19 protein-coding genes are annotated in these 25528 nt (G+C 36.0%); 18 read left to right on the forward strand and 1 reads right to left on the reverse strand.

Annotation, left to right across the window (positions count from 1 at the left end):
- Positions 1-4: 4 nt before the first annotated feature.
- Positions 5-880, forward strand: a complete 876-nt coding sequence (locus FJ213_05750; protein MBM4175661.1) for a phytoene/squalene synthase family protein — start codon at positions 5-7, stop codon at positions 878-880.
- Positions 880-2178, forward strand: coding sequence for an FAD-dependent oxidoreductase (locus tag FJ213_05755; GenBank protein ID MBM4175662.1), 1299 nt, complete (start codon positions 880-882; stop codon positions 2176-2178). The genes FJ213_05750 and FJ213_05755 overlap by 1 nt, the downstream gene beginning before the upstream one ends.
- Positions 2179-2192: 14 nt before the next feature.
- Here FJ213_05755 and FJ213_05760 read toward each other — a convergent pair whose 3' ends face one another.
- Positions 2193-3056 carry a serine hydrolase gene (locus FJ213_05760; GenBank protein ID MBM4175663.1) on the reverse strand — a complete coding sequence of 288 codons (864 nt, stop codon included), beginning with the start codon at positions 3054-3056 and terminating at the stop codon, positions 2193-2195.
- Positions 3057-3183: 127 nt separating this feature from the next.
- On the opposite strand from FJ213_05760, the gene FJ213_05765 reads away from it, so the two are divergent.
- From FJ213_05765 to FJ213_05840, 16 genes are all read left to right on the forward strand, one after another.
- The gene (locus FJ213_05765) at positions 3184-4467 is read left to right on the forward strand and encodes a citrate (Si)-synthase (GenBank protein MBM4175664.1); all 1284 of its coding nucleotides are present in this window, start codon (positions 3184-3186) and stop codon (positions 4465-4467) included.
- A 103-nt stretch (positions 4468-4570) separates the two neighbouring features.
- On the forward strand, positions 4571-6199 hold the full coding sequence (locus FJ213_05770; GenBank protein MBM4175665.1) for a CTP synthase: 1629 nt from the start codon (positions 4571-4573) through the stop codon (positions 6197-6199).
- On the forward strand, positions 6199-7698 hold the full coding sequence (locus FJ213_05775; GenBank protein ID MBM4175666.1) for a DUF3808 domain-containing protein: 1500 nt from the start codon (positions 6199-6201) through the stop codon (positions 7696-7698). Before FJ213_05770 ends, FJ213_05775 begins: the two co-directional genes overlap by 1 nt.
- Positions 7699-7771: 73 nt before the next feature.
- Positions 7772-8377, forward strand: a complete 606-nt coding sequence (gene purN, locus FJ213_05780) for a phosphoribosylglycinamide formyltransferase (protein MBM4175667.1) — start codon at positions 7772-7774, stop codon at positions 8375-8377.
- A complete protein-coding gene (gene purH, locus FJ213_05785) occupies positions 8374-9897 on the forward strand; it encodes a bifunctional phosphoribosylaminoimidazolecarboxamide formyltransferase/IMP cyclohydrolase (protein ID MBM4175668.1) in 1524 nt (507 codons plus the stop codon). Before purN ends, purH begins: the two co-directional genes overlap by 4 nt.
- Before the next feature lie 9 nt (positions 9898-9906).
- Positions 9907-10932 carry a rod shape-determining protein gene (locus FJ213_05790; protein ID MBM4175669.1) on the forward strand — a complete coding sequence of 342 codons (1026 nt, stop codon included), beginning with the start codon at positions 9907-9909 and terminating at the stop codon, positions 10930-10932.
- Between the two features lie 3 nt (positions 10933-10935).
- The gene (locus FJ213_05795) at positions 10936-11766 is read left to right on the forward strand and encodes a rod shape-determining protein MreC (GenBank protein ID MBM4175670.1); all 831 of its coding nucleotides are present in this window, start codon (positions 10936-10938) and stop codon (positions 11764-11766) included.
- Entirely contained in the window at positions 11763-12254 is a 492-nt protein-coding gene (gene mreD, locus FJ213_05800) for a rod shape-determining protein MreD (GenBank protein MBM4175671.1), read from the forward strand. The genes FJ213_05795 and mreD overlap by 4 nt, the downstream gene beginning before the upstream one ends.
- Positions 12251-14050: a penicillin-binding protein 2 gene (gene mrdA, locus FJ213_05805; protein ID MBM4175672.1), complete on the forward strand. Its 1800-nt coding sequence runs from the start codon at positions 12251-12253 to the stop codon at positions 14048-14050. Before mreD ends, mrdA begins: the two co-directional genes overlap by 4 nt.
- Positions 14013-15281 carry a rod shape-determining protein RodA gene (gene rodA, locus FJ213_05810; protein ID MBM4175673.1) on the forward strand — a complete coding sequence of 423 codons (1269 nt, stop codon included), beginning with the start codon at positions 14013-14015 and terminating at the stop codon, positions 15279-15281. Before mrdA ends, rodA begins: the two co-directional genes overlap by 38 nt.
- A gap of 74 nt (positions 15282-15355) precedes the next feature.
- Positions 15356-18196: a TonB-dependent receptor gene (locus FJ213_05815; protein MBM4175674.1), complete on the forward strand. Its 2841-nt coding sequence runs from the start codon at positions 15356-15358 to the stop codon at positions 18194-18196.
- A gap of 18 nt (positions 18197-18214) precedes the next feature.
- Entirely contained in the window at positions 18215-21811 is a 3597-nt protein-coding gene (locus FJ213_05820; GenBank protein ID MBM4175675.1) for a hypothetical protein, read from the forward strand.
- A 31-nt stretch (positions 21812-21842) separates the two neighbouring features.
- Entirely contained in the window at positions 21843-22877 is a 1035-nt protein-coding gene (locus tag FJ213_05825) for a PorV/PorQ family protein (protein ID MBM4175676.1), read from the forward strand.
- A 46-nt stretch (positions 22878-22923) separates the two neighbouring features.
- Positions 22924-23646 (forward strand): endonuclease III, encoded by a 723-nt coding sequence (locus FJ213_05830; GenBank protein ID MBM4175677.1) that lies wholly within the window; start codon positions 22924-22926, stop codon positions 23644-23646.
- 207 nt (positions 23647-23853) lie between these two features.
- Positions 23854-25131, forward strand: a complete 1278-nt coding sequence (locus tag FJ213_05835; GenBank protein MBM4175678.1) for a nodulation protein NfeD — start codon at positions 23854-23856, stop codon at positions 25129-25131.
- Positions 25132-25152: 21 nt separating this feature from the next.
- Positions 25153-25528: slipin family protein (locus FJ213_05840; GenBank protein MBM4175679.1), on the forward strand; the 376-nt coding region annotated here is incomplete at its 3' end.

Below are 25528 nucleotides of genomic sequence, written 5' to 3' on the forward strand. Positions count from 1 at the left end.
CTAAATGAACCAGAACTCAGAAAAAAATAGTTCATTGCTTAAAGAAATCGAAATAATTTGTCAGCGAAAAAGCAACAGCAATTTTTATTATACATTTCTACTTCTTCCTAAGATAAAGAGGGATGCACTTATTACTGTTTATAAATTTTGCCGTGTAACAGATGATATTGTTGACCTTGATGGAAGCGACAATAGACACAAATCTGAGCTATTGAATTACTGGAGATCCGAATTGGAAAAATCTATTGTATCAAAATCCGATGTAGAAATTCTCAATGAAGTTGCCTCAGTCATAAAAAAGTTTAATATACCCATAGCTCATTTTGAGGAATTAATTGGTAGTGTAGAAAAGGATATTGAACCGATACGTTTTCAAACTTTTGATGAACTTTACAGTTATTGTTATGGTGTGGCATCAACTGTTGGACTGATCTCCATTGAAATCTTTGGATACAAGGAAGAAAAGACGCGAGCTTTTGCTATAAATCTTGGAATAGCAATGCAATTAACAAACATACTTCGGGACTTGAAAAGCGATTCAGAAATTGGCAGATTTTATCTACCAAAAGATGAGCTTCTGCAGTTCAATTATTCTCATGAGAAATTGTTGAAAAAAACTTGTGATGATAGTTTCAATAAGCTGATCGATCATCAAGTGAAAAGGGCAGAGAAATACTACATATCGGCTGGTGAATATTTAAAGACAACTGATCGGAAAAACTTATTTAGTGCAAGGGCAATGGGATTGATCTATCTAAAACTGTTGAAGAAAATAAAAAAGAATAAGTGTCAAGTATTGAAAACCAAGATTAAAATATCCCACATGCAAAAAATATTTCTGACTCTTGCAGTGTGGATTAAGTATAAAGTTGTTTACTAATGAAAAGTGTTTGCGTAATTGGTGGCGGTATCGCTGGACTTTCAGCGGCGGTATTTTTAGCAGAAGAAAATTTTAATGTAACACTTTTTGAGAAAAGGCAATCTCTCGGAGGGAGACTTTGTTCATATTTCGACAGAACATTGAATTGTTATTTTGATAACGGGCAGCACTTGTTGATTGGAGCATACGACTCTACTTTTTTGTTTCTGGACATAATCGGAGCTAAAGAGAATTTCAAATTTCAATCCAGGCTTCGAATACCTTTCCTTTTATCAAACGGAAATGAGACTCTTTTTCAATTACCTAAACAAAATAATAAACTGAGTGCAGCTTTATCCTTCTTGAATTTAAAAACTCTCTCCATCTTGGATCGCTTCAAGATCATCAGTATGTTATATAAGTTGCAAAGAATTGATTCCGATGAGTATCTCGAAAAAAGTGTCGTAGATTTTTTAACCGAAAATAATCAATCAAAAGTTTCGCAAGAAAGATTTTGGAATATAATTGCAATTTCAACTCTTAATTGCTCACCTTGTGATGCTTCGGCAAAAATGTTTATCGATGTACTTAAGGTAATATTTCTTACGGGGACACAAAAATCGATTTTGGTCATTCCCAAAATTGATCTATCAAATTCGTATGTCACCCGCTGTATTGAATATTTTAATAAAAAGAAATGTACAATCAATATTGGAGAAGGAATAGAAAAAATTAATCTTTCTGAAAATTCAATTAGCTCGATTCTTACTAGTCAGAAACGTAAGTTAGAATATGATTACTACATTCTTGCAGTAGACTGGGAGAACTGCGATGAAATACTAACTCAATCGTATGGGAGTAATCATAAGTTCAATTTACGCCGTAGTCCAATTTTATCTGTTCATTTGTGGACTGACAGAAGTTTTATGAAGGAAGAATTTTATTCTTTAGTTGGGTCACCAATTCAGTGGGTTTTTAGGAAAAATGGATTTGTTTCGATTGTAGTCAGCAATCCAGGCAAACTGATAGAATTGTCGAAAGAAGAAATTGTTGAATTGTGTGACCAAGAATTAAAAAAATATTTTCGTTGTTATGGAAATGCTCGAATAGTTGATTTCAGAATAGTCAAAGAAAAAAAAGCTACGTTCATTCCAGATGCGAATTCATTTAGAATTCGACCAACTCAAGAGACTAATATTAAAAATTTATTCCTTTCAGGCGATTGGACAATGACAAGTTTACCGTCAACTATTGAAAGTGCTGCCCTAAGTTCAAAAAAATGTGCTGAGATAATTTGTAACCGTGAAAAGGCAATCTAACTACATCTGCGTCATTAATTGTTTTGCTGCTTCATAAAGTTATATACTAATTCCGAGATTTTGCCGATCACTTCATCGCCCAATTCCTGTTGAGGTAAGTCTTTGGTCATCACAACAAGTATGTATTCAAAATCCTTGAAGTAAAATATTCCCATCTCACAGCGCACACCAGGAATCCCGCCTCCTTTACCTGCAATCTTAAAATCTTCTTTAATATTTTTTGTTAGGGGAGAACTTTTTGAAACAGACAGTACGTCAATCATTCTCTTACAACTTTCCTCTGAAATTAAATTTCTTTCATAAATCTTTTTGAGGAGCGTTAGCTTATCTCTAGGTGTTGAAATATTATCAAGTCCTTTGGCTCGAGCTTCAAAGTCCATCATTATTCTTTGCAATTTCGTATTTGTTAATCCTAAATCTATAATAAATTTATTGATGTTATCCATTCCAAGTTCCTTGATGAGAATATTAGTAGCAGTATTATCACTTTGCTGTATCATTAAAAGTGCGAGATTGTAATAACTAAGTTTCAAATCTGTATAATCAAAAAATTGTAAAATTCCGCTTCCATCTACTTTGATTCCAATCCTGACTTGGTCAGTGAGCTTAAAGTTGTTTTTAGCAGTTTGATTGAATAACTCTGCAAGGATTTCAATCTTGATTGCACTTGCAGTCGGAAACGGTAAATCCGGATTATGGAAATACCCATTGTTGCTTTTTAGATCAAAAAATGCTATTCCAATGGAGAAATTGTGCATTCTTACAATGGAATCAAGGTTTTTAACTAGATTTGAGTAGCTGATCGAAGAATCCGGTTGGCCTGTAATAGGCAAATTCAATCCTACAATTAATATAATCAAAATCTTCATTCTATTCATTTTTTACTCACGCATTTAATTGATAAAAATTCTATTATTTAGTAATTTGATGTGCGAACAATGACGATACACATCATAAAATATCAAACCGTTCTATTTAAAACTAACATAAATTTTGGGAGGAATCATGCCCGCGTTAAAAGAAAAACTTGCTGAGCAAATCCCTGCTATACGCGAGGAGATCAAAGCGTTAATTAAAGAGCATGGAAACAAATCAATTTCTGATGTTACTATTGCTCAAGCTTACGGAGGAATGCGAGGTGTTAAAGCTTTAGTCTGCGACACATCTGCAGTACCACCAGAGACAGGATTATTGATTAGAGGAATTCCTGTTGGAAAACTTGCTGATCGATTACCGGAAGAAGTTTTATATCTTCTTCTTACAGGCGAGCTGCCTGATGAAGAATCATTAAAACAACTTCAAGCAGATCTTAAAAAGAGAAGAAAAGTTCCCGATTACGTTTGGAAAGTATTGGCTGCAATGCCAAAAGATTCTCATCCGATGTGTATGTTGAATACAGCCATTCTTTCGATGGAGAAGGAATCTGTGTTCAGAAAGAAATATGATAATGGATTAAATAAAGACGAGTACTGGATCCCAACTCTTGAAGATACATTAAACATCGTTGCTAGAGTTCCAATAATTGCTGCCGGAATCTATCGCATGCGTTTTGGAAAAGGAAAAAGGATCCCTTCAAATCCAAAATTAGATATGGGTGCAGACTTCGCACAAATGCACGGCTTAAAAGATCCGAACGGAGAATTTGCTAAGCTGATGAGATTATATCTTGTTCTTCACAGCGATCATGAAAGCGGCAACGTAAGTGCTGCAACTACTCATACCGTGGCTTCAGCTTTATCGGATTTGTACTATGCACTTTCCGCTGGATTAAATGGATTAGCTGGTCCTTTGCATGGATTAGCAAATCAAGAATGCCTAAAGTTTGTTCTCGATTTAAAGAAGCATTTCAAAGGCGTACCAACGGATGAAGATCTGTATAAATTTTCTTGGGATTGGTTAAATACTGGAAAAGTAATTCCAGGATATGGACATGCTGTATTGCGAGTAACCGATCCGCGTTTTGACTCTTTCTTGAACTTCGGAAAGACTTATTGCTCAAAAGATCCTGTTTTTCAATTAGTTGAAAAAATATTTAATGTAGTTCCTAAAGTTCTAATGGAACAAGGAAAAGCAAAAGACCCATGGCCAAATGTTGATGCTGGTTCTGGCGCTTTACTATACTATTATGGCATGAAGGAATTCGATTATTATACTGTACTGTTTAGTGTCTCTCGTGCAATGGGCGTGTGCGCACAAGCCGTAATTGCGCGAGCCATCGGTTCGCCGATTGTAAGACCCAAATCAGTTACAACTAATTGGATCAAAAAATTTGTAGCTACACCTGCGTAATTGAATGCAACAAAGAGGCGATCGAAAAATCGCCTCTTTTTTTTATTTGTTCTTCATTTTATCCTGTATTAAAATTATAAATAGAGAGTTTTGTATCAAATAATTGGCGAGAAAAAGAGTAAAATATATTTTCGTAACTGGCGGAGTAGTTTCTTCTTTAGGAAAGGGAATTACATCTGCATCACTAGGTCTGCTTTTAAAATCTCGCGGATTTAAAGTTACGATTCAAAAATTTGATCCCTACATAAACGTTGATCCCGGTACGATGAGCCCATTCCAGCATGGTGAAGTTTATGTAACCGATGATGGAGCTGAAACCGATCTTGATCTTGGGCACTACGAAAGATTTCTAGATATTAACACCACAAAAAATAATAACACCACAACTGGTCAAGTTTATTTCGAAGTGATTACAAAAGAACGCCGCGGTGATTATTTGGGTGCAACTGTTCAAGTTATTCCACACATCACTGATGAAATCAAACGAAGGATGACTTACCTGGGAAACTCTGGAGATTATGACATTGTCATATCGGAGATTGGGGGAACAGTTGGTGATATAGAAAGTCAGCCTTTTCTTGAAGCTATGCGCCAAATAATGTTGAACTATGGGCGGAAAAATTCTTTGAATGTTCACGTAACACTTGTACCATATATTGCAGCTTCTGGGGAGGTAAAAACGAAGCCAACTCAGCATAGTGTTAAATCTTTACTTGAACTCGGCGTACAGCCAGATATTTTAGTTTGCCGTTCAGAGAAGAGATTATCGAAAGAACTTAAATCAAAAATCGCTCTATTCTGTAACGTACAGCCGAATGAAGTGATTTCAGCTTATGATACTTCTTCGATTTATGAAGTCCCTCTGGTGCTGTCACGTGAAAAACTTGATGAATTGATTCTGACCAAACTGAACTTAAAATTAAACAAACCTAAGCTTGATGATTGGGAAGAGTTAGTTGAAAGTATCAAAAAGCCGCTTGATGATGTAAACATTGGTATCTGCGGAAAATATGTTGACCTAACAGATGCCTATAAAAGCATAAGTGAAGCTTTTATTCACGCTGGTGCGGAAAATAAACTAAATGTTAAGTTACATTGGCTTCAAGCTGAAGATTTTGAAACTGAGAATCCCGCTGAACTTATGAAAAATATTCACGGGCTATTAGTGCCTGGAGGATTTGGTGAAAGGGGAATTGAAGGCAAGGTTAAAGCAATTCAGTATGTTCGAGAAAACAAGATACCATTTTTTGGAATTTGTCTTGGATTGCAGTGTGCTGTAATAGAGTTCGCCAGGAATGTATGTGGATTATCTCATGCAAATAGTACTGAGTTTAAGAAAACTAAACAGAATGTAATTGATTTGATGATCGACCAACGAAAGATTAAAGAAATGGGGGGCACAATGCGTTTAGGTGCGTATCCATGTATAGTCTCAAAAAAAACAAAAGCGCATCAAGCATATAATGCGGAATTTATTTCCGAAAGACATCGTCACAGATATGAATTGAATAATAAGTTCAGAAAAGTGCTTCAAGAAAATGGAATGTTCTTCAGTGGACTTTCGCCCGATCAAAGTCTAGTCGAAATCATCGAACTGGAGGATCATCCTTGGTTTTTGGGCTGCCAATTTCATCCAGAGTTGAAATCAAGAGCAACAATTGCTCATCCCCTTTTCAGAGAATTTGTAGAAGCCTCTTATCAGCACAAGGAGAAGTTAAACGAATTAGAATAATGCAACGAAAGTCCATTCCTTCCCTACTTATTCTTCTAATTCTTCTTTATTCGATTTGCGATGCAAATATTGAATATGAAAAAAAATTAATTGATGGAATTAATCACACCTTCAATTTTCAATTTGAAAAAGCGAAACGTATTTTTATCGATTTATCAAAACAAAACGACAATGATGCACGAAGCTATGTCTATCTCGCGAATATTTATGTCATTCAGTACTTAAGTGATAAACGAGAGAAAGACTTTAGTCGTTTTGAATATTACTCCACCAAAGCAATTCAAACTGCTGAATCCGCATTAAAAAAAAAATGGAACAATAAAACAGCGCTTTATAGTTTAGCAAGTATAAATGGATACCGAACACTGGTATTTCTGCTAGCAAAAAAATATATAGATGGCGTTTGGGCAGCAAAAAAATGTCTGGGTTATACTGATGATTTGCTTGAGCTCGATAAGAATCATTCTGATGCTTACTTATGGAAGGGACTGTTTGATTTTGCTTTATCTCAGATCCCATCTTCGGCAAAGTATGTTTTGAAAATTGCTGGAATCGAGGGAAATTTTATTTCAGGTATTCGAGGACTTCAACGAGCTTCCAGCGAGGGTGTATTAACAAATCCGGAAGCAAAATATTTTTTGTCACAGATTTATTCTTCATTTCTAAATGACAATCACTCAGCCGAAAAATATTTAGTTGATCTGGTCCAACTTTTTCCGAAAAATATTTTGTTTAAATATTCGCTGGCATCTGTTAAAATTAAATTAGGAAAAATGGAAGATGCAGATGAATTACTCGATGAAGTTTTACAATCAAACAATTATTCATTTAGGAATGTGTTCAATTTATCCTACTTTTTGAAAGGGGATTGTGCTTATTATCGAAATCAATTTGATCAGGCAAAACCATACTATTCAAAATTCATAGATCAGTACTCTGGGGAAGATTTTAAACCGAGTGCTTACCTGCGTCTCGGAATTTCGCATGAATTGACGAATCAAAAAACTAATGCTAAATATTTTTATCGTATGGTGATAGATTGTAAAGGCGAAACTGAGGATGATCTATATTCAAAAAAGTTGGCTCGAGATTATTTGAATAACGACATACCAGCAAATCAAACTCAAATCATTTTGGCCAAAAACTACTTTCAAAGTAAAAATTACGAATTGATGAAAAACGTTTTGCAGAGTAATTCGTCGTTTGAGATGAAAAATCACCTTAATTACTTTTTAGGGCGAATAGATTATGAACTGAATGATTTTAATAATGCTATTAAGAACTTTAATAAAGTTCGTTATACAGAAAATTCATTTGATAATTGGCTCGCTCCATATTCCAAGTATTATATCGCATTGTCACAATACGTAATGAATAGGAAAGCCGAGGCAATGAGGATTTTAAAGAGCGTTGAAGACCATTCGGATTATGATTTCGAGAAACAGCTGGAAACCTGGATGAAGTCTTTGGCATTTTTAATCGATGGAGGACCAATTTAAATTTTATGAACTCGCAGGATCAATGTTAAATTGATTAAATTTCATTCAATAGCTAAATTGCGTCGGTTCATTGATGAATAAGGATTTGATGAGAATCGGCGTATTTGCTTCTGGTCGCGGCTCAAATCTTCATGCAATAATCAATTCTATAAATAAAGGTGAGCTTGATTGCAGAATTGAATTTGTATTGAGTAATAACTCCCGTTCAGGTGCTTTAGAGATAGCCCGTAGTCACCAAATTCCTGCGATTCATTTAAGCGAGAAAAATTTTTCTTCTGAGACATTTGAAGACAGTTTACTTCAGGTTTTGAAGATGTATAAACCAGAGTTGATAGTTCTTGCAGGTTACATGAAATTGATACCTAAAATTGTTGTAGACAAGTATGCGAAAAAGATTGTTAATATCCATCCAGCGTTGTTGCCAAAATATGGTGGAAAAAATATGTATGGGTTGAATATTCACAAAGAAGTTTTTGAATCGAAAGAGATTTACTCTGGTGTTACGGTACACATTGTAAATTCAGAGTACGATAAGGGAAGAATTCTTTATCAGGAAAAAGTAGATTTAGCAAACTGCAAATCACCTGAAGAGATTGCCGAAAAAGTCTTGAAAGTAGAACATCTGGTTTATCCAAAAGTGCTGCAAATGATCTCGGAGAAAAAAATAAAATTAAATTGAGCGATAATATTAAAATAAAACGTGCATTGATAAGTCTATCCGATAAAGAGAATTCTCTCGAATTGTGCACCGTTTTAGCAAAACATAATGTGGAAATTTATTCATCCGATGGGACAAAAAGTTATTTGGAATTGAATGGACTCATTGTAAAATCTGTTTCAGACTTGACTGAGCTTCCTCCATTATTGAATGGGAGAGTCAAGACATTGCATCCATTCATCCATGCTGCAATATTGGCTGATAAAAATTCGAGTCAACACAATAAAGAATTAAAAGAACTAAATCTTGAACCATTCGATTTAGTGGTCGTAAATTTTTATCCATTTGAAAAAGTTATTAATGATGATTCAAGCAATGAGAATACAATTATAGAAAGAATTGATATTGGCGGACCGACTATGGTTAGGTCAGCAGCAAAAAATTTTCAAAATGTTGTTGTTCTTTCGGCTAAGGAGCAGTATTCAGCATTTATAACTGAGATTGAAGAAAACAATGGCTCAGTTTCTCTGAAAACAAGACGGAAGTTTGCATCTGAAGCATTTCAACGAATCGCAGTTTACGATAATGCAATTTCAAGTTATTTCAATGGAGAGCGTGTTTTCAATCTAGCATACCAAAAAGTTCAGGATTTACGTTATGGCGAGAATCAGCATCAGTCTTCGGCTTTATATGGAACTTTCTTTGAAAATTTTCAACAGATTCATGGAAAGGAACTTTCATATAATAACATTCTCGATGTATGTGCCGCAGTTGATCTGATCGATGATCTTGAAGATTTTAGTTGTGTGATAATTAAACATAATAATCCTTGCGGTGCAGCAACAAGAACCAATGCATTCGATGCATACTCCGCGGCATTAAGTTGCGATCCGATTTCGGCTTTCGGTGGGATTGTTGCATTCAATAATCAAATTGATGAAGCAACTGCGCAGAAATTAAATGAGATATTTCTTGAAGTTATTATTTTACCAGTTGTTACTGAAGAAATTAAATCAATATTATATCTTAAAAAAGATCGGCGCATTATTCTTTACAAAAAAAGTAAAGGACACGATTTGACTGAGTTCCGTTCTGTTCGGGGAGGAGTACTCGTTCAATCAAAAAATAATGTAACTTATGAGAAAAATAAAATAAATATTGTAACTAAAAAAAAACCTTCTGAGAAGGAGATGAATGATTTGATATTTGCCTGGACACTTGTAAAGCACGTTAAATCAAACGCAATAGTGTACGCGAAGAACAAGACAGCAATCGGAATAGGTGCCGGTCAAATGTCACGGATCGATTCAGCAAAAATTGCAAAAATGAAAGCCGAACAATTCAATCATGATACGCAAAATTGCGTTGTAGCTTCAGATGCTTTTTTCCCGTTTGCCGATGGTCTGGAAACAGCAATTTCAGTAGGTGCATCAGCTGTAATTCAGCCAGGTGGATCAGTAAGAGACCAAGAAGTAATTGAAGCTGCAAACAAAAAAAATATTTCAATGGTTTTTACAGATATACGTCATTTTAAACATTAGGAAATTGTAATGGGATTTTTCAATATTCTATCATCTGACATAGCAATAGATTTAGGTACTGCCAATACTCTAATCTTCGTTCGAGGAAAGGGAATTGTACTGAATGAACCTTCTATAGTCGCATTCGATCGGAATACAAAAAAAATAATTGCTGTAGGCAATAAGGCAAAAGAAATTCAGGGGAGAGAGCATCGGGAAATTCGTGTTACTCGTCCAATGCGTGATGGTGTAATAGCCGATTTCGAAATTGCTGAAGGAATGCTAAGAGCCTTTATTAAAATGATCCGCGGAGGTTTTTTTCCAAGCAGAAGAATTATCATTGCTGTACCAACAGGCATCACAGAAGTTGAAAAGCGAGCCGTTAGAGATTCAGCTGAACATGCTGGAGCGAAAGAAGTTCATCTAATTGCAGAACCAATGGCAGCTGCAATTGGAATCGGATGCGATGTAGAATCTCCAGTCGGAAATATGGTTATCGATATCGGAGGTGGAACTACAGAAATCGCTGTAATAGCATTATCTGGAATTGTTAATGATGAATCAATTCGTGTCGCTGGAGATGAAATGAACAACTCAATCCAACAATTTTTTAAGAAAAATTACAATGTTTTAATTGGAGAGAGAACTGCCGAAATGATCAAGTGTCAAGTAGGTTCTGCTGCCCCCATGAAAGAAGAAGTTACAATACAAGTTAAAGGACGAGATTTAGTACAAGGAATCCCAACAGTTTGTGAAGTGAGCTCAGAGGAGATCAGAGAATCGTTGAGCGAACCCGTTAACCAAATAATCGAGGCAGTAAGGCAATCCCTCGAAAAAACTCCCCCAGAATTAAGTGCAGATATTATAGATAGAGGAATAATGCTGACAGGTGGAGGTGCACTCTTAAAAGGGCTCGACGAAAGAATCAGGATGGAAACAAATTTGCCAGTTCATGTAGTCGAAGATCCTCTATCAGCAGTTGTCCGTGGAGTGGGAAAAGTATTAGAGGACATGGACAGATTCGAAAAAGTTATAATTAGAAGCAGAAGATATTAAAAAATGTTACAGTGGTTAGCTAGGTTTATTAATGATTTCCGTCCTTATATTATTTTGTCAATACTTATTACCGCATCATTATTGCTGATCACATTCAATAAATCAACTCAATTAATATTTGTAAGACAAGTTTCCATCGGTTTTTTTGGTATTGCAAAAAGTATTTTACTCCCATTCGAACAAATTGTCACATTAAAAAAAGATGTTGAAGATCTTCAGAGAGTAAATTCTAACTTGATCTCTGAGCTTAACTCTCTACGTGCATCTCGTGAAGAAGCTATTGAACTAAGGAAACTTTTAAGATTCAAGGAAGAGAATAAACTCACTTTTATTCCCGCAAAAATTTTATCAAAAATTTCATCAACAGCAAAAAATAGATTCATTATTGATGCAGGAAAAAATTCCGGGATACTAATTAATTCTCCCGTTTTTACAGATGCTGGTGTTGTCGGAATTGTAGATTTAGTATCTGATGATGAGTCTATCGTTCAAACTTTGAACAATCTGGAGTTGAATATCAGTGTTCAAAGTTCGAGATCTAAAACTTTAGGAATACTCAAATGGAATGGAAAGAGATTCACAATTACGAATATCTCTAAGTCTGCTGATGTGAAGGAGAGAGATATATTTTACACTTCGCAGTACAGCACGATTTTTCCACCTGATATTCCAATTGCATATGTGAAGAGAGTCATTTACGAGGGTGGCGAGAGTTTTTTTGATATAGAAGCTGAAACTACAGTCGATGTTGACAATATTAGAAATGTTCTTCTCCCACAGAATCCTGATTTACTTAAAAAACAGAAGTTAAATTTTTTGCTTGATGTAGAGTGATAAAAATTTATTTAAAGTGGTTTGCAATTTTCGTTTTATTGATTTTATTGCAAAGCACAGTTCTGGATTATTTTTTGATTTATGGACACAAGCCGGATCTCGTACTTATCGCTCTAGTTTTTTTAACACTTACGTATGGTCAAGTTACCGGGATTCTTGTTGCCTTCTTTGCTGGATTAACTCTTGATTTGTTTGTTGGAGGAGTGCTCGGAGCATCTTCATTGTCAAAAGTTATTGCTATTTTTATCTGTGGATATTTTTATAACGAAAATAAGGTTGATATTGTCTTAAGAAATTATACATTTATTGTAATAGTTCTCCTAATTTCTTTCGTTGAGAATTTAATTCATTCTTTAATTGTATTTTCAATCGATATTCCAACATTGTTTAGGATAATATTTTCGTATGGATTATATCCGGCTCTATATACTACGTTGGTAAGCAGTATCGTTTTACTAAGACCAGGAAAAAAGCTTTTTAAAACATGACATTTATAGATTTAAATTCTGAGACAAGAATGAAAGTTGTTACAATCGTCATTGTAACAATCTTCCTTTTCCTCGGTTTTCGATTGTATCAGCTTCAAGTTGTCGATTGGGAAAAATATGCCGTTGCATCAGAAAAGAATGCAGTTAAAGAAAAAATAATTGAACCCTTTAGAGGAGTCTTTTATGATAGGAATTGGAATCTTCTTGTAGATAATCAGCCCTCGTACACACTTCGCATAACACCAAAGGAATTCGATAAGAGTTTAATCCCGTTGATCGAAGGTTACTTTAAATTTCCAAAAGGATATATGGCAAATGTTCTTCGGGCTAATCGAAGTTACTCTCCGTTTATCCCAATAAAAATTTTACGTGGATTAACTTTTAAACAAATTAGCTGGTTGGAAGAAAATGCCACACAGTTACTTGGTGTTGATTATACAATAGATATGGAAAGGATATATCCATTCGGTGTATCAGTTTCGCATTTGTTTGGTTACTGTAAAGAAATCTCTGATAAGCAGCTGAAGGAAAATCAAGAGTATTATTTACCTGGCGACTTTGTTGGTCACAATGGTCTAGAAAAATTTTATGAAGAATATCTTAGAGGCTTAAAAGGCAAGAGATTCGTTTTTATTGATGCACATGGGAGAGAGATAAGTCGAGTTAACGAAGGGAACAACGATATCATTCCTCAACAGGGATATCACGCTCAACTCTCAATCGACGGCAATCTTCAGAAAAAAGCCGAAGAATTGATGCTGGATAAGCAAGGAGCTATTGTAATACTCGATCCACGAAACGGAGAGATACTTTCGTTTCTAAGCAAACCAGATTTTAATCTGAAAAATTTCTCAGGTGTGACACCTGTGAAAGTATGGAGGCAATTGAATAATGACAATTCTCGTCCTCTTTTTAATCGAGCTACTAGTTCAATATATCCACCTGGATCGTGTTATAAAATGTTGTCTGCCATTGGAGCTTTACAAGATAAAGTGATTACTGAGTCTTACACTTATAATTGCGGGGCAGGATTCTCTTATGGAAATCACTTCTATAAATGTATGGGAGTACATGGTTCGGTAAATGTGAAAACTGCAATTGAAAAGTCCTGTAATACGTTTTTTTTCAGTCTCATTTTAAAGATGGGTTTTGAAAGATGGACTAAATATGGAGATATGTTTGGATTTGGTAAAAAGACTAATATTGACATACTTGAAGATACCAAAGGAATATTGCCTTCGGTTGATTATTACAACAAAATATACGGTGTTAAAAAATGGACGCCTGGCTACATAGTAAGTCTTGGTGTTGGGCAGGGAGAATTAGGTGTGACACCATTGCAAATGGCTTCATATATTTCGGCGATCGCAAACGGTGGAACATTGTATCGTCCTCATGCTGTGAAAAAATTTTTCAATCCTGCTGCAAAAGAAAAGGAAATCATAATTAAGGTCGAAGGAAAGAAACTTCCAATTGACAAAGCTGTAATGGATATAGTTCGTGAAGGGACATTTTTAGTTGTAAATGGAGCTGGAACTGCTGGTATGGTAAGGATTGATGGCATCCATGTTGCGGGTAAAACTGGAACTGCACAAAATCCGCATGGCAATGATCACTCGTGGTTTGTGGGTTATGCACCATACGAAAATCCTCAGATTGCAATTGCAATTATTGTAGAAAATGCAGGATTCGGCGGTACTGTCGCTGCACCAATTGGAAAGCAGCTAATAGAATTTTATTTAAAGAAAGAAAAAGGAAGTGGCGTTATTTTCGCAGCAAATAAAACTGAAGAGTGAAGATAAAGTTGAAATTCCAATTTCTGAGAAATTTGATTTTCTACTTGTATTTGCAGCACTTGGATTGATTTTGATCGGTATAATTTCAATCTATAGTGCTACAGTAAATTTTGAATCGAACCAGGTAAATTTTCAAAAACAAATTATTGTCACAGTTGCAAGCTTAGTAGTTTTTCTAATTGTTTATTTTTTTCCTATGAAGTATTTTCAATTACTTTCATTCCCTTCCTATGTATTGTCGATTTTGTTTTTAGTCGCAGTGTTAGTTATTGGGAAAACAATCTCAGGTTCGAAAAGTTGGATACCTTTAGGTTTTTTAGATTTTCAGCCCTCTGAAGTTGCAAAGATTGCATTAGTCCTAGCTCTTGCTAATTATATGTCTATGCGAAATGTGAACATTAATTCTCCAAGACATTTCTTAATTGCTGTTATAATGGTCATAGTTCCATTCGTTTTGATTTTAAAACAACCAGATTTAGGTACTGCATTAGTTTTTATATCAATATTTTTTGTTGGAATATTTTGGCAGGGACTCTCAGCATTTGCAATGTTCGTAATTGTCAGTCCGATTATTGTTGGTCTCTCTTCGATTTTCAGTATTATCCCAGCAATAATCTTGCTAGCTTTTGTAATCGCGGCACTCTACTTTTTTAAGAGAGATTTTTTTGTATCAACCGGTGTATTCATTTTAAATTTGAGTGCAATCTTTTTTGTTGATTATGCACTAAGAATTTTATCCCCACACCAAATAAAACGAATTCAAACATTTCTTGATCCGGCAAGTGATCCGCTCGGAAGCGGATATAATGCTATCCAAGCAAAAGTCGCAGTCGGATCCGGGGGTTTCTTCGGTAAAGGGTTTTTGTCAGGCAGCCAAACACAGTTGAAATTTATCCCTGAACAGTGGACTGATTTCATTTTTTGCGTAATAGGTGAAGAATTTGGTTTCATTGGAGCAATTTTTACTCTTTTGCTTTTTATGATATTAATTTTTAGAATGATTCGAATTGCAAAGTTGAGCAAATCAGATTTTAGAAGTAATGTTACAATAATGTTTATTGCAATATTCATGACGCATATATTTATAAATATCGGCATGTCAATTGGACTGGTCCCGGTAATCGGAATTCCGCTTCCACTAGTGAGTTATGGTGGAAGCGCTCTTTTGACTAACATGATAATGATTGCAACAGTTATGAATTTTTACAAAAATCGAACCAGTTATTCTTGAATTTTCTTAAATGTTTTTTTTATATTACAACTAATTAAAATAAATCGATAATATTAATCATTGTGAGGTTATAGATGAAAAAAATCTTCACATGTTTCTTGTTTGTTACTATTATTTTGATCCAGAATGGATTTGCTGGCAATACAGGAAAAATTGCCGGTAAAGTTATCGATTCTGACACCAAGGAACCAATCCCATTTGCAAATGTAATTATTAATGGCACTTCACTCGGTGCGGCTACAAACCTTTCAGGAGAATTTGTAATTTTAAATGTTCCTCCGGGAGTACATACAGTCACAGCATCCGTTGTTGGCTATATGAAAAAATCAATTCGCGACGTGAGAGTGAATGTTGATTTTACAACTCGATTGGAATTCACTCTATCACAAGGTTCAATTGATCTGCCTGCAGTAGTTGTTCAAGGTGAAAGAAATCCATTGATAAGGCAGGACTTAACTAATCCAATTGCTTCAATCACTGATGAGACAATTGGTGAACTCCCGGTCGATCAAATTAATGATGTTATTAAATTACAAGCCGGAGTTGTGGTCGGTAATGATGGTGACATTCATATTCGTGGCGGTTTAGGGAATGAAATCGCATTCAATTTAAATGGCGTTACTCTCAATGATCCATACGGCAACCGAAGATCAGTTGGGCTCGCAACAAATGCAGTTCAAGAAGTTTCAGTTTCCAGTGGAACTTTTAGTGCCGAGTATGGAAATGCTTTAAGCGGAGTAGTGAATTACGTTACAAAGGAAGGTCCACAAAGATACACTGCAAGCATCAAAGCTTACGGCGGCGATTATCTCTCATCACGGAAAGAATTATTTACAAATATTGATGAGATCGATCCATTTAACCGTGCAAGAACAGAAGTTACGCTCGGAGGACCGTTTCCATTTCTGCCGAATAATTTTTCGTTCTTTCTTTCTTCGGTTTATGAGAGTTTTAAAGGATCGCTCTATGGTGTGAGATTATACAATCCAACAGATTCATATCTCGAAAGAAATAATTTCAGCTCATCCGATTCGAGATATGGCGCATCAACCACAAGTTATTTCTTTAATCCTTATTCAAAAGATTCTACCGGAATGCCATCTGGTGATGGAGCAATTGTTCCAATGAACTGGTCAAAGTCATTTAATTTTCAAGGCAACTTAGTTTACAAACCACTTTCAACTTTAAAATTCAGATATGAACTTGTGCTTGATAACGGAAAATCTCAAGATTATGAACGTGCATATAAATTTAATCCTGACGGCAGGGGAACAAATTACAGCAGTGGTTATATTAATTCTTTTGGAGTGACACACACAGTATCAAATAATTTATTTTATAATTTAAAAGCATCGTTTGGAGTTAATGAATATAAATCGTACTTGTACGAAAATCCGCTTGATCCACGATATTTGCCATCTCTCTATGCCCGCGGAATTGGGAATACCGGATTTCTTGCTGGCGGCACTGATAGAAGCAGATTCAATAGAAAGACAGAGACAATTGGTATTAAAGGAGATTTAGTCGCACAACTATTAAATGTGCATGAAGTTAAATTTGGATTTGAAATTAGGAAACACAAATTGAACGTAGAAAGTTTTTCAACTCAAGTTGGATATATTAATTCGTTTGGTGATTTTACTACGTTCAATCCCACTGATCTTTTATATGATTCGTTAAATATTGTACAGAAAATTCCAACGGATACTTCACTCTATACGGCTTATGCAAGAGAGCCATTCCAGGCTGCAGTATATTTGTTGGATAAAATAGAACTTGCCTCTTCTATGATTCTCAATGTTGGTTTACGATACGAATATTTTGATCCTGCTGCGCAGTACAATCCATATGTCAGCAGGGATTTAAGTGATCTGAAAGCAGGTGCGATCACTCCAGGGATCGCCGATGCATTACCGAAACACCGATTGAGTCCGCGCTTTAGTGTCTCGTATCCAATAACAGACGCTGGTGTGATCAGATTTTCTTATGGGCATTTTTATCAAGTCCCGTCATTGGCAAGTCTTTATTCAAATCCGAATTTTTATGTGGCGAACTTTGGCGAGAATCCGACTTTCGGTAATCCGAATGTTGAACCGCAAAGAAGTGTTCAATACGAACTTGGACTTCAGCAGCTTTTAATGGAAGATCTCGGATTGAATGTGACAGGATTTTATAAAGATGTTAGCAATTACATTTATACTCAGCAAATTTTTACACCTGAAGGAAGAGGATTCTATCTTCTGACTAATCTTGCTTATTCAAACAGTAAAGGTGTCACAGTATCGTTATTAAAGCGAAGATCTCCAGGAGACCTTTTCTCTGCAACACTTGATTATACATTTTCGCTTGCGGAAGGAAACAGAACTTATCCTTCTGATGAAATTTTCTTTAGCGAACAATCTGGGAAACAGTCTGAGACTTACCTTGTTCCATTTAGTTTCGATAGAAGTCATGTGATCAATGCAACTGTCGCATTCACAAAACAAAATGATTGGACTGCATCATTGATTGGTTATATGCAAACCGGGACTCCCTATACGCCGGTCTTCCCTTCCAATATAGTTGATATTACATTCGAGCAAGGAAGCGGAAGACAACCGATTCAATGGAATGTTGATCTTAAACTTGAAAAATTCTTCATGCTTGGTAATTTGAAATTCTCGTTATTCTGCCAAGTCGAAAATCTATTCGATACGGAAAATGAATTATTTGTTTATGCGTCATCAGGAAGATCGAGATCCAATATTGAAGAAAAAGATATCCCCATAGTTTTTTCAGATATTATTAAGAGGATAAAACGTGGTGATGCAGGTCTAATGCCTCTGAACGAAATAGAAGAATATTATTCACTAAGACCTGAGAGAGTCAATCGACCTCGTGAAATTAGGGTTGGATTCTCGTTAATCTTTAATTAGAGTTTTAGGAGAAAGTTGATGAAATCAAAAATTGTTTTTTTAATCTCGGCTTTATTGATCATATCTGCGAATTTATTTTCCCAGAAGAAAGATAAATACGGCTATTACATCATAAAGGAATTAACCGAGGAAGAAGCACTTCGCATTTATGGCAAGCCTGCCGATGCATTGCAGAAATCTCTCGGCAATAAAAACATTATCAAAGAATCTATAATTCAAGGAAATAAAGTCAAAACGGTTTTATTCAATTACGGTTCTATTTGTGCCCCAAATTATCTCGGAAATGTGGCAGACTTGGTTTGGAATAATCTCGGTTACGGATTTGAATTCGGCCCGCTAGCAGCCGGTGAAGTTGTTTCTACTTACACAGATACACTTGGAAATACAAAAACAGATACACTGCGGATCGTAGACGATTCTTTTATTCGATTCAGTCCATTGCAGGGAGATTATAATCCAGCAGGCACCATAAAATGGGGATGGCTGCCTAAGGATGGATACGTCGATCCTTCACAAAAAGAAATCTCTAGATTGAATGCAACAGATAATAATGGTGACGGCAAACCCGATAGCTGGCCTGAAGGTTGGTATAATTCTGGGGCTGGAAAATATTTGTGGCCTGCGTTCCTTGGTGATCAAGCTACTGCACCAGACGAAGAAGTTTATTTTGTCTTAGATGATTTTACAAATGCAGAATTTCCGTATTATCCATTTCCAGATGATGCAACAAAAAGAGGTCTCGGATTGGATATGGAAGTTCGTGTACTTCAATTTAATAATCCACTCGCTGAAGATATTATTTTCTTAGTTTACCAGACGACGAATGTGAGTCCAAAGACTTTGCCAAGAGTTTATTTTGGTATGCATGGTGATCCACACGTTGGAGGTCCTGGTGACTATGGTGATGATAGAGCGTTTTTTATTCCATCTCTTGGATCACTTGCTGATCCGTATCCTCAACGAGCGAGAAGCATGGTTTATGCTTGGGATGATGATATGAAAGGTGATGGTGGAAGAAAAGCCGGTTACTTCGGATGGAAATTCCTTGAAAGTCCAAGTAAACATTCAGATGCTAAAGATAATGATGATGATGGTATTACAGATGAAAGTCCATTCAACGATGCAGGATTTTACATTGATGGAGTAGCTTATCCATTAACTACTGGAATAACCGATGTTGCAAAGTACACAGCGACTTATGGGGCTCCAAAACCTCGCTGGTCTGGAGACGAAGATGGTGATTGGGACCCTGCAAGAGACGATGTTGGCGTTGATGGAATTGGTCCAGATTCACCAAATTATCCAGGTGCAGATTATGGCGAGGGAGATGGCAAACCAACACAAGCATGGTATTTAGATCTAAATGACAATGGAAGATACGATGCTGGTGAAACAATTTCTGAAATTAGAATTGCTGGTTATAAATGGCTCGGTTCTGAAACTAATTTTGGATTAAGAGATATCTCTGAATCTGATCAAATAGGTTTAACAAGCTTCCATGCGGTGACTTATACTAATACATTTCCTAACGTTCCAGCAAATGATCCGCTAATGTGGGAATGGTTATCGAGTGATTCAATTGACGTCAATCAAGAATTATTGAATGAACCAGGTGATAATATTTTTAATTTTGGCACTGGTCCCTTCAGACTTGAATCAGGTGAAACACAAAGATTCTCAATGTGCATTTTGTTTGGAGAAAATTTAAACGATTTAGTTTTGAACGCAGAAACATCAACAAGAATTGTTGAAGCGGATTACAGATTCGCACAGCCGCCTGCAAAACCGATTGTAACAGCAGTTCCGGGAAATAAGCAAGTTACACTTTATTGGGATACTCGCGCAGAGGAATCGCTTGATCCACTTACTCAATTAAAAGATTTTCAGGGTTACAAAATTTACCGCAGCCAAGATCCTAAATTTGCAGATGTGTTCAAGATCACAGACGGTAATGGCGTTCCATTTCTTGGTGAAGCATTATTCGATCCGAACAAGAGCAAATATGCTCAATTCGATTTAAACGATTCTCTGTCAGGATTCCATCCTGTTGAATACGCCGGAAGAGGTGTCAAGTATTTTCTTGGCACAAACACGGGTTTAGTTCACGAGTATGTTGATTCAACAGTTCTTAACGGAGTAAAATATTATTACGCAATAGTGTCTTATGATGGCGGTTCACTTTTACCCGGTAAAGAACTTCCACCAACTGAAAGTCAAGCTGTAATTATTCAAGATCCTATAACAGGCGAATTAAGGTTCGAATCAAATACATTAGAGATTATTCCCGGTCCTCCCACAGATGGCACAATTTCTGCGGGTCTTGCAGCCAACGTAAAAAGAGAAAAAGGAATATCGACTGGTAAAATAAATTTAAAGGTTTATGATAGTAAAACAGTTAGAGACCAAAGTGAATTTCAGGTTCAATTTACCGATTCACTTGCATATGATGTTCTCAATTATACTGGTGTGACAGATAAATTTATTTCGAAGGATACAGTATTTGTAAACTTATCAAATAAAAACATAGTATTGAGCAGCGTAATTGTAAAAGATGCTTCAGGCAATGTTGTTCCTCAATCAAAGTATAGTGTGAGTTCTTTAACGGGAAAGATCAAAGGAAATGCAAAGAACGATCTGCCAACAGGCCAAACGTTCACTATCTCTTATCAGTACTATCCCGTTTATCAAAGTAAATTTGTAAAGGGAGAAGATGGTAATTCTTCATTTGATGGATTAAGAATTTTTGTTACTAAGGATACTCTGGGAGTGGATAGAAAAAATTCTGGCTGGCTTCCTGGAAGAGCTAATAATTTTAAGGATTCAATTCTTTGGGTTCCAAGAACTGTTAGTGGTTCAGCACCTCATCTTCCGACTGATTTAGATTTCAAGCTTGAATTTACTAGTATGGACACAACTGCCGATGGTAAATTTGTCATTCCAGGCGACACGGTTTTATCTCAACCGATAAATCGACCGCTCATTTGTCCATTCAAAATAACGATTACTACAGCAGATACAATGCTTGGGAGAAAAGCTGACTATTTTATTTTTGAGGGAATTGCATCCACACGGAATAACAACAAATGGGACCCAGGTGAAAATATCATTTTCTTTCCAAGAGTTCGATCAGGAATCAGAACTGCTTATCAAATCGATTTTAATTTACCGAGTACTGGTACAACACCAATCTATCCTAAAGCCGGTGATACTTATGTCTTGAGAACAACGAAACCATTTAAGAAGGGGGATATTTATTCATTTAAGACTAAAGGTGAAACGTATGATAAGACAACTGCAAAGGCCGCTTTATCCGATGTTTATGTAGTACCTAATCCATACATTGCGTTCTCCGAAGCGGAAGAGCCAGCGAAACTTCCTAATCGGCGTGGTGAACAGCAGCTTCAATTCAGGAATCTTCCGCGTGAATGTACTGTGCGTATCTACACAATTACAGGTGAATTAGTTGAAACGCTTAATAAGAATGATGACTCAAGCATACTTGGTTGGAATTTACTAACATACGAGGGACAACGAATCGCGTATGGCGTTTACATCTATCATGTCGATGCACCAGGAATAGGTGAAAAAATTGGCAGATTTGCAGTCATTAAATAGATTTTGAAATAAAACTCTTTGGAGATATAAAATGAAGAAAAAAGTTTTAATAACTCTGCTTCTATTAATTGGCATTGGAAGTAATTATTCCAATGCTCAGCTCGATAGGAGCACAACCAAAGTTGCAACAACTGCAGCTCAATTTCTGAAAATAGGTGCAGGCGCTCGTGCAATCGGAATGGCTGGTGCATTTTCTGCTATGGAAAATGATATTTATTCTATTTATTGGAATCCTGCCGGTGTATCAAGAATTTATGGTACAGGTGCAGTCGCTTTCAATCACGCAAACTGGCTTGCAGATATGGCTTATGATTTTGCAGCATTAACGATCAATATCGGAGATCTCGGAACGCTTGGATTTAGTTTTACATCATTCAGAGTACCTGAGGATAAAGTCCGTACGTTTGAAAATCCCGAGGGAGATGGAAGAGTTTGGGATGCAAGCTCGCTTGCTCTTGGTTTGACCTATGCAAGAAATCTTACAGATAACTTCTCTATTGGATTCACTGCAAAATATATTCGTGAAGCAATATGGAATATGTCTGCTAATACATTTGCGATAGATGTCGGGACGATGTACACGACTCCGTTCAACGGGTTGAAAATCGGTGCAAGCATCACCAACTTTGGTACAAAGATGCGGCTCGATGGGAGAGATATTTACATTAATGTTGATCCAAACTCAAATCCAAACTCCGGTGCGAACAATGTGCCTGCAGAGTACAGAATGAATTACTATGACATTCCATTGACCTTTAGGATCGGTTTGGGAATGGATATTATTCGAACTAATTTATTCACAGCGACTGCGGCTATTGATGCAGTTCATCCAAACGATAATACTGAATATGTTAACTCCGGTATCGAATTCAATTTTAATAGAATGATCTTTGCACGAATCGGTTATAAATCACTGTTTATGCGCGACAGTGAACAAGGATTAACATTCGGATTCGGTGTTTCATATCCAATCGTAAACGATATTGGATTGTCCTTCAATTATGGTTATGCTGACTTTAATAGATTGAAAAATGTGCAATTTTTTGATCTGACGATACAATTCTAAACGAATTAATTTTTTTTTCAATGCCCAACTTTGTTTTTGAAATAAAATGAAAAAGTTGGGCATTTTTGTTTTAAAGGTTAATTCAAGACTTTTAGAACATTTCGGAAAACCAAAACGTAAGCTTGATTCTAAGCCACTCGATATTCTCATTGCAACGATTTTATCTCAAAACACATCCGACAAGAATTCGCTTAAAGCTTATCATAACCTTCGAAAGAAATTTCCTGCTTGGGCGGATATTAAAAAAGCATCTATCTCACAGCTTGCAAGAACTATTCGAATTGCTGGTTTGAGTAGGCAAAAAGCTAAGACAATTAAAGAGTTATTTAAGTGGCTCGTAAACATAAATCAACATTACTCGTTAGGATTTCTCAACGATTTATCTAACGAAGAAGTACTTTCTGAGTTAACAAAGCTTCAAGGAATTGGCGTAAAGACTGCATCTTGTGTACTTTTATTTGGAATGCAAAGGAACGTTTGCCCTGTTGATACACATGTATTTCGTACTGTAAACAGAATTGGTATAGTAAGTGGATCAACCCCTGAAAAAACTTTTTATGCTTTGGACAAAATTTTACCCTACGGTATTGCACACGAATTCCATACGAATTTAATTATTTTAGGCCGTACGATTTGCAAACCAAAAAAACCTGAATGTTTCAACTGTCCCTTGGTCAAATTATGCAACTTTAAAAAGAAAAATCTCACTTCCGATTTCTCTTCGGCGTCGAACAGAAGGAATGATATTATTCTGTTGGATGCAATATAAAGTCAATTTTATGTAATGGTATAACCGATACTATTTTTTGATTTCTTCCTAGTACTAGTCAGTGTAAACCGATCTTGTAATATCATCACACAAAAAAAGCATCAATAAAATCTTAGATTGGAATTTGTGAAAAGAACCGTAAACGATAGAATCCTTGATTCCAGAATATTTTTTGAATAACTTAAGATAGTAACGAACTAAGTAATTATGGTAAAAAAATTTCTGTTCGCAATTATATTCAGCATACCAATTGTTGCATTATCACAACCGTATAAAATTTATTTGTTGACAATTGATGGTGCAATAAATCCTGCTTCCGCAGAGTACATACACGAGGGGATCAAAGCCGCTATTGATGATAAAGCTGAGTGTGTTATTATCAAACTGAATACACCAGGCGGACTGCTAAAATCCACCCGCGTAATTGTTACGGAATTTCTTCAATCAAAAATCCCAATAGTAGTATATGTTCATCCGCAAGGTTCGCAGGCTGCATCAGCCGGCGTTTTTGTAACTATGGCTGCTCATATCGCTGTAATGGCTCCGGGAACGAACATTGGAGCGGCACACCCTGTGACGCTCGAGGGTCAGCAAGATTCAATTATGATGGAAAAAGCCACTAATGATGCCGCGGCTTTTATTCGAACGATAAGTGAAAAAAGAAAACGTAACATTGAGTGGGGTGAAGATGCTGTTAGAAAAAGCCTTTCTATTACCGAATCGGAAGCTCTTAAGAAAAATGTAATTGATATAGTTGCAGAATCCCTTAACGATTTAACTGAACAATTAGACGGCAGAAAAGTCGAGATGGTTGATGGAGAAAAAGCGATACACTCTAAAAATGCTGAAATCATTTCTTACGAAATGAGCTTTAAGCTAAAGCTATTAAATACTCTTAGCGACCCGAACATCGCTTATATTTTATTCATGCTGGGATTGTACGGATTATTATTTGAGCTTTATAATCCTGGCTCGATATTTCCAGGTATAGTTGGAGGAATTTGTATAATTCTCGCTTTCTATTCTTTCCATACCTTACCGATTAACTATGCAGGATTGGCACTTATAATCTTTGCTGTCATCTTGTTCATTTTAGAAATTAAAATCATCAGCCATGGACTTTTAACAGTCGGCGGTTCAATTTCACTAATTTTAGGTTCTATCATGCTAATAGATAATGAATCAACGTTGGAATTTGTAAAAATATCTTGGCAGATTATAGTCCTTATTGTCGTAATGACGGTACTATTTTTCATATTTGCGGTTGGACTCGGTATAAAAGCCCAACGTAGAAAACCGACTACAGGCACTGAAGGAATCCTGCTTGAAGTGGGAAATGTTGTATCGGAGTTAAAACCAAATGGAACAATTCAAATTCACGGCGAAATATGGAATGCGGAGAGTATAGAAGGAAAAATTCCGAAAGGATGCCGTGTCAAAGTTGTTGAAGTGAACAATCTAACATTGAAGGTAAAAAAGGTTTAATTATTTTTTAAGGAGGTTTAAGTGTATCCATCAATACTTTTAACGATAGCAATTTTTGTGATTCTGCTTTTAGCAAGTGCAATCAGAATATTGAGAGAATATGAACGAGGTGTAATTTTTCGTCTTGGTAGGTTAATCGGTGCAAAAGGTCCAGGACTGATTATCTTAATTCCCATTGTCGATAGAATGGTTAAAGTTAGTTTAAGAACAATAGTTATGGACGTTCCGCCGCAGGATATAATTACAAAAGATAATGTATCACTAAAAGTTAATGCAGTTGTTTATTTCCGTGTAATTCAAGCCGAAAAGGCAATCGTGGAGGTAGAAGACTTTTTATTGGCGACTTCCCAGCTTTCGCAAACAACATTGCGCAGCGTTGTCGGGCAATCTCAACTTG

It is taken from the genome of Ignavibacteria bacterium (assembly GCA_016873845.1).
Lineage (GTDB): Bacteria > Bacteroidota > Ignavibacteria > Ch128b > Ch128b > JAHJVF01.